The 14,891-nt window shown below is 28.3% G+C and carries 16 protein-coding genes; 11 read left to right on the top strand and 5 right to left on the bottom strand.

The features are described 5' to 3' along the window. Positions 1-21: 21 nt before the first annotated feature. Both AC28QF_RS07215 and AC28QF_RS07210 read right to left on the bottom strand, forming a co-directional pair. Positions 22-375: a DUF1304 domain-containing protein gene (locus AC28QF_RS07215; protein ID WP_488200957.1), complete on the bottom strand. Its 354-nt coding sequence runs from the start codon at positions 373-375 to the stop codon at positions 22-24. A 123-nt stretch (positions 376-498) separates the two neighbouring features. After that, on the bottom strand, positions 499-699 hold the full coding sequence (locus AC28QF_RS07210) for a dodecin family protein (protein ID WP_028887387.1): 201 nt from the start codon (positions 697-699) through the stop codon (positions 499-501). 167 nt (positions 700-866) lie between these two features. On the opposite strand from AC28QF_RS07210, the gene AC28QF_RS07205 reads away from it, so the two are divergent. Continuing rightward, on the top strand, positions 867-1,214 hold the full coding sequence (locus AC28QF_RS07205) for a toxin-antitoxin system YwqK family antitoxin (RefSeq protein WP_488200958.1): 348 nt from the start codon (positions 867-869) through the stop codon (positions 1,212-1,214). Between the two features lie 53 nt (positions 1,215-1,267). On the opposite strand, the gene AC28QF_RS07200 is transcribed toward AC28QF_RS07205, so the two are convergent. Continuing rightward, the gene (locus AC28QF_RS07200; RefSeq protein ID WP_488200959.1) at positions 1,268-1,906 is read right to left on the bottom strand and encodes a ribonuclease H1 domain-containing protein; all 639 of its coding nucleotides are present in this window, start codon (positions 1,904-1,906) and stop codon (positions 1,268-1,270) included. After that, positions 1,899-2,468 carry a phosphoribosylglycinamide formyltransferase gene (gene purN / locus AC28QF_RS07195; RefSeq protein ID WP_488200960.1) on the bottom strand — a complete coding sequence of 190 codons (570 nt, stop codon included), beginning with the start codon at positions 2,466-2,468 and terminating at the stop codon, positions 1,899-1,901. The genes AC28QF_RS07200 and purN overlap by 8 nt, the downstream gene beginning before the upstream one ends. A 178-nt stretch (positions 2,469-2,646) precedes the next feature. On the opposite strand from purN, the gene AC28QF_RS07190 reads away from it, so the two are divergent. The 5 genes from AC28QF_RS07190 to pyk all read left to right on the top strand — a co-directional run bounded on the left by AC28QF_RS07190 (position 2,647) and on the right by pyk (position 6,871). Then, complete coding sequence (locus AC28QF_RS07190; RefSeq protein ID WP_068702406.1) at positions 2,647-2,883, top strand: acyl carrier protein; 237 nt, start codon at positions 2,647-2,649, stop codon at positions 2,881-2,883. Positions 2,884-2,890: 7 nt separating this feature from the next. Continuing rightward, a complete protein-coding gene (gene fabF, locus AC28QF_RS07185; protein ID WP_488200961.1) occupies positions 2,891-4,141 on the top strand; it encodes a beta-ketoacyl-ACP synthase II in 1,251 nt (416 codons plus the stop codon). Positions 4,142-4,147: 6 nt separating this feature from the next. Next, on the top strand, positions 4,148-4,885 hold the full coding sequence (gene rnc, locus AC28QF_RS07180) for a ribonuclease III (RefSeq protein WP_488200962.1): 738 nt from the start codon (positions 4,148-4,150) through the stop codon (positions 4,883-4,885). Positions 4,886-4,969: 84 nt separating this feature from the next. Next, positions 4,970-5,440 (top strand): IPExxxVDY family protein, encoded by a 471-nt coding sequence (locus AC28QF_RS07175; protein ID WP_488200963.1) that lies wholly within the window; start codon positions 4,970-4,972, stop codon positions 5,438-5,440. A 3-nt stretch (positions 5,441-5,443) separates the two neighbouring features. Next, on the top strand, positions 5,444-6,871 hold the full coding sequence (gene pyk / locus AC28QF_RS07170; protein WP_488200964.1) for a pyruvate kinase: 1,428 nt from the start codon (positions 5,444-5,446) through the stop codon (positions 6,869-6,871). Between the two features lie 57 nt (positions 6,872-6,928). Here the strand turns inward: pyk and AC28QF_RS07165 are convergent, their stop codons facing one another. Beyond that, the gene (locus AC28QF_RS07165) at positions 6,929-9,229 is read right to left on the bottom strand and encodes a M20/M25/M40 family metallo-hydrolase (protein WP_488200965.1); all 2,301 of its coding nucleotides are present in this window, start codon (positions 9,227-9,229) and stop codon (positions 6,929-6,931) included. Between the two features lie 248 nt (positions 9,230-9,477). On the opposite strand from AC28QF_RS07165, the gene AC28QF_RS07160 reads away from it, so the two are divergent. Genes AC28QF_RS07160 through AC28QF_RS07140 form a run of 5 tightly spaced genes read left to right on the top strand, consistent with a single transcriptional unit; the run spans position 9,478 to position 14,889 of the window. After that, positions 9,478-10,572 carry a DegT/DnrJ/EryC1/StrS family aminotransferase gene (locus tag AC28QF_RS07160; protein ID WP_488201234.1) on the top strand — a complete coding sequence of 365 codons (1,095 nt, stop codon included), beginning with the start codon at positions 9,478-9,480 and terminating at the stop codon, positions 10,570-10,572. A 3-nt stretch (positions 10,573-10,575) separates the two neighbouring features. Then, positions 10,576-12,012, top strand: coding sequence for a lipopolysaccharide biosynthesis protein (locus AC28QF_RS07155; RefSeq protein ID WP_488200966.1), 1,437 nt, complete (start codon positions 10,576-10,578; stop codon positions 12,010-12,012). A gap of 16 nt (positions 12,013-12,028) precedes the next feature. Further along, entirely contained in the window at positions 12,029-12,769 is a 741-nt protein-coding gene (locus AC28QF_RS07150) for a WbqC family protein (protein WP_488200967.1), read from the top strand. A gap of 6 nt (positions 12,770-12,775) precedes the next feature. Continuing rightward, the gene (locus AC28QF_RS07145; protein WP_488200968.1) at positions 12,776-13,990 is read left to right on the top strand and encodes a hypothetical protein; all 1,215 of its coding nucleotides are present in this window, start codon (positions 12,776-12,778) and stop codon (positions 13,988-13,990) included. A 5-nt stretch (positions 13,991-13,995) separates the two neighbouring features. After that, positions 13,996-14,889, top strand: coding sequence for a phytanoyl-CoA dioxygenase family protein (locus AC28QF_RS07140; RefSeq protein ID WP_488200969.1), 894 nt, complete (start codon positions 13,996-13,998; stop codon positions 14,887-14,889). Positions 14,890-14,891: the final 2 nt, after the last annotated feature.

Here is a 14,891-nt window from a genome sequence, read left to right as displayed (position 1 = left end):
TTTCTTTTATTTGACTGCAATTTACAGCATCAACAAGACAATACCAATTAAAGCAGGTACAGATTGAATAATAAAAATTTTAGGTTTTCTTGTAGAATAAGAACCATAAAGGCCTGCTATAAAAACACAAGTTAAAAAGAAAATGGCGACATCTGTTTTTTGTGAGCATATAGCCCAAATTAAACCAGCAGCTAAAAAACCATTATACAAACCCTGATTTGCTGCGAGTACTTTTGTTTCTTCAGCAAATTCTTTACTTTTTAAACCAAATGTTTTAATTCCTTTTGGCTTTGTCCATAGTACCATTTCTAATATTAGTATGTAAATGTGAATTAGTGCAACTAATCCAATGAAAAAAGGCAGTAGTATATTCATAAATGATTAAAGATTAAAATTGGTTTAATACTGGTTTTTAGCTATTTTATAATAGGAATTTAAAAATAAAAAAGCGGCTTTGTTTTTGCAAAACCGCTTTAATAGTAGTTAATTATGATGTAATTACTTTACCTCAAAAGTAATCTTTAAGTTTACTCTAAATTCGGTAACTTCATCTTCATTTACAACAGCACTCTGTGATTGTACAAATACAGATTTAATGTTTTTTACAGATTTAGAAGCTTGCTTTACTGCTTTTTTTGTAGCGTCTTCCCAACTTTTTTCAGAATTAGATAATACCTCAATAACTTTCATAATAGCCATAATATTTTTTTTAATGATTAATACATTGTAAATATAATAATATTTAAATCAATCTATTAACAATATTTAAACAGTTGCAATGTTAAATTAATGTTATCTAAATGTTTGGAATATGTAAATATTTTTTATATATTTGGATTATAAGTGTTAATTATAAAAATTTAGATATGAAAAAATTAATAATAGCAGCTTGTATTTTATCAGTATCATTATTACAAGCTCAAGATACAGAACCAAAATTTGAAAAGTCAGGTGACTTAGTAAAAGCAACTTATTTTTATAAAGATGGTAAGGTAAAAGAGCAAGGGTTTTTTAAAGATAAAAAATTATCAGGAACTTGGACGTCTTTTGATGCCAGTGGAAATAAAAAAACAATTGCACACTACAATGCCGGTAAAAAAGTAGGGAAGTGGTTTATGTGGAAAGAAGATGGTTTAAAAGAAATTGATTACTCAAATAATGTTATAGCGAGTGTTCAAACTTGGAGAGAAGAAACAAAAATGGCTGTTAAATAGTATTAAATAGTTTATTGATTTATATAAATAACCGAGTTTTTTACTCGGTTATTTTATTTTCTACCAAAATCAGCAGGAATCTCTCCCCAAGCCTTCGTTTCCCATTTTAATATTGGGTTTGTAAAGGTGTTTTCTTTAAGCCATTTTTCGGCACGTTTTATTAAATCTAAAATTTCTTTATTACTGGCGTCAAAAGTTACGTTAGTTCTACATTGTTTTTTTTTAACCCAACTCATTGCTGTTCTAGAATCTGAATAAATAGGATAGTTATCCATTTTTTTATTCTTTAAAAGCGCAATTCCGTGCACCAAAGCCAAAAACTCACCAATATTATTGGTTCCTTTTTTATAAGGTCCCATTTTAAATATTTCTTTTTTACTTTTTGTTAAAACTCCTCGATATTCCATTACTCCAGGATTCCCAGCACAAGCAGCATCTACAGAAATACTTTCTAAATTAGGAATTCCGCATTTTGCTTTTTCTTCCGCAGATAAAACTACTTTTTTAGTGTCTTTACCTATGTAGTCATTATAACTTTTTGTGAAAGCAGTTTCAGCAGCGTTTTTGTCTACGAAAGCTTTGTATTGAGCGTTTTCAAAACCTGTAATTTGTTTTTTACAAACATCCCAAGAGGTGAAAACGCCTGTTTTTTTACCTCTCCAAACAACGTAATATTTCTTCTTTTTAGACATTTTTTAAAATTATATTTTCTATAACTTTAGGAAAATGCTCTTGTTCTAATAGGTTAATTTTACTTGCAATATCAGCAGCAGTATCGGTATTTGTAAGTGCAGTTTTTGCTTGAGAAACAATAGCACCTTCGTCATAATTCTCGTTTACATAGTGAATTGTAATACCTGTTTCTGTTTCATTGTTTTCTTTTACAGCTTTATGAACATTCATGCCATACATTCCTTTTCCACCGTATTTTGGTAATAATGCAGGGTGAATATTAATTATTTTATTAGGAAAAGCAGCAACTATCTTAGCAGGTATGCGCCATAAAAAACCAGCAAGTATAATTATGTCAGCTTCAACATGTAAAAAATTTAAAACAGTATCTTCTTTTTCAAAATTTTCTTTATCAAATAAAGTGACATCTATATTTAAACGTTCACATCTTTCAAAAACCTTGGCATGTTCATTGTTAGACAACACGTGAGTAACAGTAGCAATATTAGAATTTTGAAAGTGTTTTATAATATTTTCGGCATTAGAACCAGAACCAGAAGCAAAAATTACGATACGTTTCATGATAAATAGAAGTATTTTGTTACTACAAAAAAAAGAATAATTATTAACAACGGTGGTGTTTGTAGCAAAATATTCAATATTTTTTTTATATTAGACCACACATTTTTGAGCAAAAGTTAGAATTAATAGTTAAGATTCGTACTTTTGCCTCGATTTTAAATTTTAAAACAAACAAATTATGTCAGACATAGCATCAAGAGTAAAAGCGATTATCGTAGATAAATTAGGAGTAGACGATAATGAAGTAACAAACGAAGCAAGCTTCACAAATGATTTAGGAGCAGATTCTTTAGATACTGTTGAATTAATCATGGAATTCGAAAAAGAATTTGATATCCAAATTCCAGACGATCAAGCAGAAAACATTGGTACAGTAGGTCAAGCAGTAAGCTATATCGAAGAAGCTAAAAAATAATATTTATATGCAATTAAAACGAGTTGTAGTAACTGGACTTGGCGCATTAACGCCAATAGGAAACAATATAGAAGAGTATTGGGAGAGCTTAGTTAACGGAGTTAGCGGAGCTGCGCCTATAACGTATTTCGATGCTGCCAAGTTCAAAACTCGTTTTGCATGTGAGTTAAAAAACTTTGACGCGACAAATTTCATCAATAGAAAAGATGCGCGTAAAATGGATAGGTTTACGCAATATGCTATGGTAGCTTCTGATGAAGCAATAGTAGATTCAAAACTAAACCTAGACGAAGTTAACAAGTTTAGAGTAGGTGTAATTTGGGGAGCTGGTATTGGAGGTTTAGAAACTTTTCAAAATGAAGCTATGGAGTTTGGTGCTGGAGACGGTACACCAAGATTTAACCCATTTTTTATTCCTAAAATGATTGCTGATATCGCACCGGGTCATATTTCTATTAAAAATGGATTTATGGGGCCTAATTATACAACGGTATCTGCATGTGCATCGTCAGCAAATGCAATGATTGATGCATTAAATTACATAAGACTCGGACACTGTGATGTTATTGTAACAGGTGGTAGTGAAGCTGCTATTACATACGCAGGTGTTGGAGGTTTTAATGCAATGCACGCACTTTCTACAAATAATGAAAACTATAAATCAGCCTCAAAACCTTTTGATGGCGAACGTGATGGTTTTGTTTTAGGAGAAGGAGCAGGAGCGCTTGTATTAGAAGAGTACGAACATGCTATGGCACGTGGAGCAAAAATTTATGCAGAAGTTATTGGTGGAGGAATGTCATCTGACGCTTACCATATGACAGCACCACATCCTGATGGAATTGGTGTAATCGCTGTAATGAAAAACTGTCTTGAAAATGCAGGTTTAAAACCAGAAGATGTAGACCATATTAATACACATGGTACTTCTACACCCTTAGGAGATGTTGCTGAATTAAAAGCGATATCTGAAGTTTTTGGTGAACACGCTAAAAACATTAACATTAACTCAACAAAATCTATGACAGGGCACTTACTTGGTGCTGCTGGAGCCGTAGAGTCGATTGCTTCTATATTAGCGATGGAACACGGAATTATTCCTCCAACAATTAATCATGTGAATGTTGATGAAAATATCAATCCAGATTTAAACTTAACGTTAAACAAGCCTCAAAAGAGAGAGGTTAAAGTAGCAATGAGTAACACGTTTGGTTTTGGTGGTCATAATGCTTGTGTAGTATTTAGAAAATTAGATTAATTTCTTATGAACTTTCTTCGTAGAATAGTTAAGCCACAAAATAAAGAGGATGAAAATTTTTACTACGAATTAAAAGAACTGCTCAATTTTAAGCCAATAACACTTTCTCATTACAAGAAAGCATTTACACATAGGTCATTAAAATTAGTAGACGAAAAAGGATATCCTATTAATTACGAACGATTAGAATTTTTAGGCGATGCTATTTTAGGATCGGTAATGGCTTCTTATCTTTATAAAAAAGTTCCGGAAGGAGATGAAGGGTATTTAACTCAAATGCGATCTAAAGTTGTAAGTAGAGCACATTTAAATACTTTAGGTAAAGATTTAGAATTACTTCGTTTTGTAAAAAGTAACATTCCGCCAGCTAATATTAGTAATAATATTTACGGTAATATATTTGAGGCACTAATTGGTGCTATTTATTTAGATAGAGGGTATAATTATTGTAATCAATTTATTTACGATCAAGTAGTATTGCCTTATGTAGATATTGAAAGGTTAGAAGGTAAAATATCTAGCTATAAAGGATTTGTTATTGAATGGTGCCAAAAGAATAAGAAAAAGTATAAATTCGAATCATACGAAGATTCTGGAAACCAAAGTAAAAGACATTTCAGTGTACGCGTTAGTATTGATGGAAACATTATAGGTAAAGGAAGAGCTACCTCTAAAAAGAAAGCCGAAGAAATTGCTGCAAAAAGAGTATATTTTGCAATGCAAAGTCAAATGGAAAATTCTTAACATTAGCGCGAAAACGTTTTCGTTAATTTCACACTATATTTTAGATACATTCAGTAATTTAGCCAAAAGCAAATAGTTGTTTTTATGGCTACTTATACATTGAATATTAACGAGTTTTGTACAAGTGATTATGCATTAATAGGCATTCATACGGTACTTAATGAGTATAAATTAGCGTATTTACTAAATAAATATTTACATACAAGTTTTAGTAAAGCGAATTATGATTTAGATTTCACTCAAAAAAATAGGCAATCTTTTTATTCGGTATATGAATATACAAATATAGAGTTTGATTACGATTGGTTTTTAATCGCCAATGTTTATAAGTCAACCCAAAAAACAACAGCAACAAGTCTTTTTTCTGAGAGCGACTCAATAACGCACCTTGTTCCTGAGAAAAAAAAAGTTGATTTCTTTTTAAAAATAGAAGGAGATTTTGATTTAGCATATATTGTGAAAACAATTGATATGATAAATAAAATACCACAAATTATTACTTCTTATAAAGTAGAAGTAGAATCCCTAAAGTCGAAAGATTTTTTAATATTTTAAACGATGCCACACAACAAAAAAACAAAAATTGTAGCAACCCTAGGACCTGCAACAAATACAAAAGAAATTTTAGCTGAAATGGCAGCCTCTGGAGTAAATGTTTTTAGAGTTAATTTTTCTCATGCCGATTACGATGATGTAAAAGAACGTATTCGACAAATACGAGAAATTAATGATGAGAGAGGTTATAATGTGGCTATTTTAGCAGACTTACAAGGGCCTAAGCTTAGAGTAGGAATAATGAATGATGGAATAGAATTAAAAGCAGGAGATACTTTTACTTTTACAACAGAAGAGTGTATAGGGACCAAAGAAAAAGCTTTTATGACCTATCAGCGTTTTCCGAAAGATGTAAAAGCAGGAGAGCAAATTTTAGTAGACGATGGTAAATTATTATTCGAAGTAGTTTCTACAGATAAAAATACAGAGGTAATTACCAAGGTTATTGTAGGTGGTGCTTTAAAATCTAAAAAAGGAGTTAATTTACCAAATACCAATATATCATTACCAGCATTAACAGAAAAAGATAAAAAAGATGCTGTTTTTGCTTTAGAGCAAGAAGTTGATTGGATTGCATTATCATTTGTTAGAAACCCTGAGGATTTAAGAATGTTACGCGATTTAATTAAGCAGAAATCAAGATACAGAGTTCCAGTAATTGCAAAAATTGAAAAACCAGAAGCTGTTGAAAACATAGATGCTTTAATTCCGTATTGTGATGGATTAATGGTAGCTCGTGGAGATTTAGGTGTAGAAGTGCCTATGCAAGATGTGCCGTTAATTCAAAAAATGTTGGTAAGAAGAGCTAAGCAAGCAAGAATTCCTGTAATTATTGCAACGCAAATGATGGAAACGATGATTGAAAACGCGGTGCCAACAAGAGCAGAGGTAAATGATGTTGCAAATTCAATTATGGATGGAGCAGATGCCGTAATGCTTTCTGGAGAAACATCTGTAGGAAAATACCCAATACGTGTTATTAAAAAGATGACAGAAATTATTGGAAGTGTTGAGTTTTCTGATTTAATTAAAGTGCCACAAGAAGCACCACATATTCGTACAAAAAGATTTATTACAAAATCGGTTTGTCATCATGCGGCTTTAATGGCTGATGATATTAATGCAGCAGCAATTACTACCTTAACAAATAGTGGATATACCGCTTTTCAGGTTTCTGCTTGGAGACCAAAATCACACGTATTAGCCTTTTCTTCAGAGAAAAGAATATTAGGTAAGTTAAACCTTTTGTGGGGTGTTAGAGCTTATTATTACGATCGTGAATTAAGTACTGACGATACTTTGGAAGATATTAATGAAATATGTAAAGAAAAAGGGTTTGTAAAAACTGGTGATTTTATGATTAACTTATCATCTATGCCTGTAAAAGCAAAAGGAATGGTAAACACTTTGCGCGTTTCTCATATAGATTAGTAGATTATTAAATCTATAAAAAAGCGCTTAACTAATTTTAGTTGAGCGCTTTTTGTTTTAAAACGTTAATTTTTTAGAAACAATAATAGCATCATTTATTATAAATGGCATTGGCATCATAATTTCGCTTCGCGGCTTTAAATTCATTTTTTTATTAGATAACAAATCGTATGATATTTCATTTAATGTTATGTTAGGTTTTACGTTTTTATCAATTGTAAAAGACATTGTAACATTTTTATCTGAATTTGCCATTTGATAAATTAAAAGAGTGCCTTGATCAGCAATAAACTCTTTTCCATTATCATAAAAAGCACCATTTACTTCCAAGTTTTTTATACCAATAGTCTCATTGTTGTTAAACTCGTATCTATTTATTTTTCTAGTAGGCGTTATCGTAAAACTTAATTTTCTTTCATTACCAACAACAACATCTTCGTTTATGGTAATAATAGAAGTGCTAAAGTTTTTGTTTGCTGTTTTTTTATGAAAACTAAAGTTGGTATTGTATTTGCTTTTACCTTTTATAGAAGGCAAGCTTCCTTCTGTAAAATCATCTTTAAAAACTTGTTTTGTAAATCCATCTAAGGTTTTGTTATAAGTAGCCCAATAAGAAGTATCGGTATCAGAGTTTTGTATAAAAACAATACTGTTGGGTTTTTTATTATCAATTGAAAACCCGCTGTTAAAAGTTGCTAGTCCGAAGAGAAAAATAGTTGCTAATCCTGTAATTTTTTGCCAGTTGTTTTTCTTTTTTTGTTGATGAAAAACAGGTAAAATAAATCCGAATATTAATACCAATAAAAAAGCAGATACAAATAGTATTTTTAAACCTAAAGCAACAGGAAATAACTGTAACATCGGTGCAATTATATATGTTGTAGGTATTGCTATAATGGCAAATAAGGTAGCACTTGTTCTGTTGCTAACATTTAAGAAAATTAAAATAGCTAACATTAATAAAGAAGTATAAATAGGAATGATAAAAAATCCTGCGCCTGGTAAATATTGTGTTATTAAATAATTTAAAACAAGCCCGATGAAAATCGGAGCGATAAATAAATCGGTAGTTTTAGCTTGTTTACAGGTGTTATATATTTTAAACAAAATCCAACTATTTAAACATACAAATGCCATTATATATTGATATCCGTTATAGGTAAAACCATGTAACATATCGACATATTCGGGATGTATCATTAAAATTAATAACCATAATCCGTGTGATAAACCAATACATAGAATTAATGCTATGGTATAGGGAATAAAACCTTTTAATAACCCGTTAATAGTTATTTTTTCTTTTTTTAATCCGAAGAAAATTAAAGCTATAAAAATTAATAAAGCGAATATAAACATTGGTAAAACCCAAGAAAACGGATACGTTAAAAGTTTTGTAAAAGGAAAATTTACATATATGTAATCTTCATCACTATTGGTATTTGTTAAATCAGAATTCGAAAAGTAATTTAAGGATGTTGTAAAGTATTCTGCTTGATGCTGTAATGTTTCTCTATCGAGTCTTTCGTATGAATCTTGTGCGGTATGATAATCGAAATGATCATCAATAAAGGCAAAATTAAAGCCGTTTATGTTTCCGTTTTCTCTAAAAACTGTTAAATCGGTATCGTTTGGTAATTTTTTATAGATGCTGTACATTAAAGAATTTGCAGCTGGATAATTGGGGTTAGAGTTTAAAAATTCGGTTAATATTTTTTTATTCTTACCGTTTGTTTCCATCAGCATATAACTAGCACCACCACTTCCTCTGGCTTCAAAATTTAAAACCAATCCAATATTTTTTGCAAGAGAATGGTTTTCTACAAAAGCCTGAGCACCGAGTAATCCTAATTCTTCAGCATCAGAAAAAAGAATAATAATATCATTTTTAGGTTGCTTGTTTTTAGCTAAAAAAGCCCGAAGCCCTTCTAAAATTGTTACAACTCCAGATCCAGCATCGCTGGCACCTATAGAAGAATGTGGATTTGAATCGTAATGTGTTAAAAGTAACAACGATTTTCCGTTTTCGGTACCTTTAATTTTGCTAATAATATTTTGGGGAGTTGTACTTGCTCTCCACTTTTTATTAATTACTGTTTTTTGCTGAATTTCAGTTTTTAACCCTAATTTATGAAGTTCGTTTACAATATAATCTTGTACTACTTTGTGTTCGGGAGAACCTGTGTGATGTGTTTTTTGAGATATGTTTTTTAAATGATAAAGAGCGTTGGTTGTCGAGAAATCGGTTGTTTTTAATTCTTCATCTGCAGTTGTAATTATAGGTGATATGTCACTATAACTCCAATAAACGGTTAGAAGTAAAATTATAACAGCAAGAAAATTATTTGATGATTTCATAGTGAGTTTTATGTTCAATAAAAATAAGCAATTTATTTGTTAAGTAAAGTATCGCGGATGAGTGGTGCATGAAATTTATGAAAATATATATAAGGGTGATTAATCAGTTACGAACTTAATTTTTTATTATGTTATTTTAAAATTAGTTAACAAATAAAAAGCAATAAGATTAAAATGATACATAAATGTAATGTGTTTTTTATTTAAGTAAATGCTATATTTGTATCAATTATAAAATATAAGATTTTCTGATCCCTATAAACAGCCCCTTTCTTCCGCCTGAAAATGAATATAACAGGATTGTATCACTGATTTGGAAAAAAAAGAGATTAACAAATAATGGACCTTTAGTTTTAAAATTGGAAAAGGATCTAAGTGATTTTTTAAAACTCAAAGATGTTTTATTTGTTAATAATGGAACAACAGCATTACAATTAGCAATAAAGTCTTTAAATTTAAAAGGCGAAGTAATAACTACACCATTTTCTTTTGTAGCAACAACATCTACAATTGTTTGGGGAAATTGTACTCCAATATTTGTGGATATAGATAAAGATACTTTAAATATAGATCCTCATAAAATTGAAGCATCAATTACGAATAAAACTACTGCTATTTTAGCTACTCATGTTTTTGGTTCGCCATGTGATGTATATGCTATCGCCGAAATAGCTAAAAAACACAATTTAAAAGTAATTTATGACGGTGCACATGCATTTGATGTGAATGTAAAAGGTAGTTCAATTTTTAATTTTGGAGATATAAGTATTTGTAGTACACATGCAACTAAAACTTTCCATACTATCGAAGGAGGTTTTTTGGTAACAAAAAATGACTTATTGTTTCAAAAACTTAAGTCAATGAGAAATTTTGGATTTAAAGATGAAACTACTTTTTCTAATTTAGGAATAAATGCTAAAAATTCTGAGTTCCATGCAGGTATGGGAGTTGTAAATTTAAAGTATCAAGAAAAAATCAGAAATAAAAGAAAGCTGTTGTCTGAACTGTATGATGAGTTACTAAAAGGAGAGGAATTTATAAAGCAAAAGAGAATTAAAAATACGAGTAAAAATTATTCATATTACCCAATTATTTTTAAGGATGAAATTACTTTATTAAATAGTATTAAGGAGTTAAATGTTAATGAAATTTATCCTAGAAGATATTTTTACCCATCTCTTTCTAAATCATTAAATTATGTAGGTAAAGAAAGGGATTTACCAGTAGTTAATAGTGTGGCAAAAAGGGTTCTTTGTCTTCCTCTTTTTTATGATTTAAAAACTGAAGATGTTATTGTTGTTTGTGATATTTTAAAAAAAGTGGTTTCAAAAATAACTAAGTAGAAAATGTACTTAAAAGAAATAAAAAAAAGTCTAATTTGGGCTTTTATAGATGTTGTTTTTTTAAGAGGTTTTTCTTTTTTTGTAATATTAGTATTAGCACGATTACTTACTCCTGAAGATTTTGGTTTAATAGGAGTTCTCTCTATTTTTATTAGCATTGGATCTGCAATTACTGAAGGAGGAATGGGGAATTCTATTATTAGGGATAATAAAGCAGATAAAACAGATTATACATCTGTTTTTTTTGGAAATTTACTACTTAGCTTTTTTATATACCCATTATTATATTTATTAGCACCGTATTTGGCTAATTATTTCGAGAATACATTACTTACAAGCTTAATAAGGGTTTATAGTTTAAGTTTAATATTATCTGCTTTTTTTAGTATTCAGCAAAGTGTACTAATAAAGCAAATGAATTTAAAAAAAATTACATTAAATAATCTTTTAGCAACAATATTAGGTTCTATTATTGGCTTATTTTTAGCATATTTAGGCTATGGAATTTGGAGTTTAGTTTGGATGCAATTAAGTACTTTATTAATTAAATCTATTGTTTATTGGAGTAATTCTGATTGGCAGATAGAGATGAAAATATCGTATAAAAAATTAAAGAAACATTTCCTGTTTGGGTATAAACTAATGATCTCATCTCTTTTAGATTCTATAATGAAAGAAGTATATTCATTTTTAATAGGAAAGAGGTTTTCAATAAATACTTTAGGTTTTTATAGCCAAGCTAAAATATTAAGAAATTACCCTGTTAATTTAATATCTTCTATGATATCGAAAGTAACATATCCATTGTTATCAAAAATGCAAGACGATAAAGAAAAAACAGCAAAAACTTATAAGTCAATACTAAGATGCGTTTTCTTTATTATTTGTCCAATTATGTTTTGTTTAATGGTAATTGCGAAACCATTATTTATAGTTTTACTTTCAGATAAGTGGTTACCTGCAGTTCCTTATTTTCAAATTTTAGTTCTTTCTGGAATGTTAATTCCTATACATTCATTTAATATAAATATTTTCAAGGTATATGATAGAACAGATTTATTTTTAAAATTAGAGATTGTGAAGATTTTCATGGTAATTATTTCAATATTTTGTGGAATTTTATTTGGAATTTATGGCTTATTAATAGCAATTGTAATTACATCTTTTTTAGGTCTTTTTGTTAACACATTTTATAGTGGTAGATTAATTAATTATAAAACATTTGATCAATTAAAAGACATGTTGCCAATAATTTTAATAGGTCTTGTTGTTAGTTTCTTAAGTTTTTTTTTAATGATTTTACTTAAAGATTTTCATAATTTGTTATTAATTATTATTATTATATTGTTTTTTAGTATAATGTATTTTGTTTTATCATTTTTTCTAAACAAAAAGTATTTTTTTGAAATAAGACAACTATTTTTAAATTTATTAAAATAATTAAAGAAAGTAAATAATGAAATTAGGTGTAATGCAATCCTACTTTTTCCCATACATAGGTTATTTTCAGTTAATACAAGCTGTAGATGTTTTTGTTTTATATGAAAATGTTTCGTTTAGAAAAAAGTCTTGGATAACGAGAAATAGAATTTTAGATAAAGGAAAAAAAACACCTTTTTATATAAATGTACCAGTAAAAGGAAAAAGTTCGAATAAATTAATTAATGAAATAGAAATTAATGAAGATGGTAAGTGGAAAAAAAAATTATTAAACCTTATTTATTTTAATTACAAAAAGGCATTATATTTTAATGAAACCTATCCTTTTTTAGAAGAAATAATAAATACTTTAGATAGTAATTTACATTCCTATAATTCAAAAATAATTGTAAATGTCTGTAATTTATTAAAAATTGAAACAAAAATTGAATTTGATAATATTAAGAATAAAGATGTTGAGATTGACTTATTAATACAAGATAAAATAAATAAAGAAAATGTAAAATCTGAAAGAATTATAAAACTTTGTAATAAATACAATTGTAATTCTTATATAAACCCAATAGGAGGAACAGAACTTTATGACAAAGCATATTTTGAGAATAAAGGGATAGAACTATTATTTGTAGAAACTCAAAAGCATTTTTTTAAACAGTTTGGAGAGTCTTTTTTTCAGGGATTGTCAATAATTGATGTTTTGATGCATAATGGAGTTGAAAAAACTAAAAAATTAATTAGAGAATACAAATTGCTGTAATTTAGAATGAATATACAAGAATCTGTAGAAACTTTTGTAAAGGAAAGAAAAGAGTATTACAAACAATGGGTATTTGAAGAACCTATTATTATAAGCAAAAGCCATAATGATAAGCTTATTAAGGTTCAAAAAATAATGTATAAACTTATAAACGAATTTGTAAGTTGTTATAAAAAATATAAACATTTAATGCCTGTAAGTGAAAAAACAGAGAAAATAATAGAAATATTTAATAGAAAAAAATATAATGTAGGTACTTATAGAACCGATTTTGTTTATGATAAAAATAACCAAGTAAAGTTGATAGAAATTACTTGTAGATTTGCTTTAAATGGAGTTTTTTTATCCGGATTAATGAATAGATTATCATTAGATTACCACCAAAGAGAAATGAAATTTCTGGAAATTCAAAATTTATATGAACCCATTAATAATCATTTAGAAAGGTATTTAAAAGACATAGAGTCTGTATATATCTTAAAAGGAAAAGACTTAAAAAATGAATCTAAAATTTATAAAGATATTTTTACACGAATGAATTATAAAGCTATAGATATTAGCTATAAAGAAGTGGGAAATTTTATAGATTCTATGCAAAATAGTTTAATAATTAGTGAGTTGTCTTTTGATGAAATAACATCATTTTCTATACAAACTTTAGAAAAATTAATGCCTCTTAATATTATTAATGATTTTAGAACTATTTTTTTAATTCACGATAAAAGATTTTTTTCTGTATTAGGAAAAAAAGAGCTTCAAGAAACTGTTTTAACAAAAGAAGAAATTATTTTATTTAAAGATTTTCACATACCGACTTATACCTCTTTAGAAAATATTGAAGTATGGGAAAAAGCAAAAAATGAAAAAGATAAATGGATTTTAAAGCATAGAGCATTAGGCAAAAGTCAAAAAATTTATGCAGGTATAGTTACAGAAGATAAAGAATGGAAAAATCTTTTCTCTGAAGCAGAAAAGAAAGATATGGTATTGCAAGAATGGATACCTCAAAAAAAAATTAAAGGCGAAATAAAAGGAGAGAAATTTGAAGATTTTGTAACAGGTACTCTTTTATATTTTGATGATAATTATTTTGGAATGGGAGATTTTAGAACCTCATCTCACCCAGTTACAAATAAAGTAGATCACAGAAAAGCTTGTTCTTTAATAAGAGCAAATAATACGGGATTAGATTTAGCAACAATAAAAAATTACATAAATTAATAATTATGAGCTTTAAATTTAATTTAAGTGACTTGTCTGAACATCAAAAAAGTATGTTACCAACACAAAATGATATTCTTTTTTATGAACAAAACGGTTGGTATATTAGTAATAAAATAATACCAGACATATTATTGGATAATGCTATAAAAGGAGCAAATGATTTCTATCAAGGAAAAATAGATTTTAATTTTAAAAGTAATAATGGAATTGCAAATGATCAAATAGATATTTGTTCTGCTATAAGAAATAATGAATTTGTTACACTTCAAAAAAAAGAGCTACAAACTTTAGGTTTTTATCCTATGATAGGTGCAATTGCCTCAGCTTTGGCAAGAACAACCGAAGTTCGTTTATTTGCAGATTCTTTAGTAAATAAATTACCCGAAAAACCTAATAGTAGAGGTGTTGTTGGTTGGCATTCAGATAAGGCTTATTGGCCAACCTGTACATCAAACAAAATGCTTACAGCATGGATACCTTTACAAGACTGCAATGAAAATATGGGGGCATTAACTTATATTTCAAAAAGTCACCTCTGGAAAGATGAAAAAGAACTTAAATCATTTTATTCTTTTCATGACCAAAATTTATTTAAGTTTGAGAATTATTTAAAAAATAAGAAACCTAATTATTTAAAAAAAATGATGACCTTAAAAAAAGGACATGTTAGTTTTCATAATAGTCATACAATACATTGTAGTTTTCCTAATACAAGTAATAAAAATAGAATGGCTTTAGCTATTCATTTACAAGATAAAGAAAATAGGTATCAAGAAGTTTATAATGACAAAGGTGAATTAATTGTTATTGGTTATGATAAAATATGTAGCAAAGACAAACTAGGGAAACCAAACTATAGAGATTCAGATTTATTTCCAATAATTTTTAGTGTATAAAA

The organism is Tenacibaculum sp. M1.3A (assembly GCF_057732375.1).
This window is presented reverse-complemented; position numbering and strand designations above follow the sequence as displayed.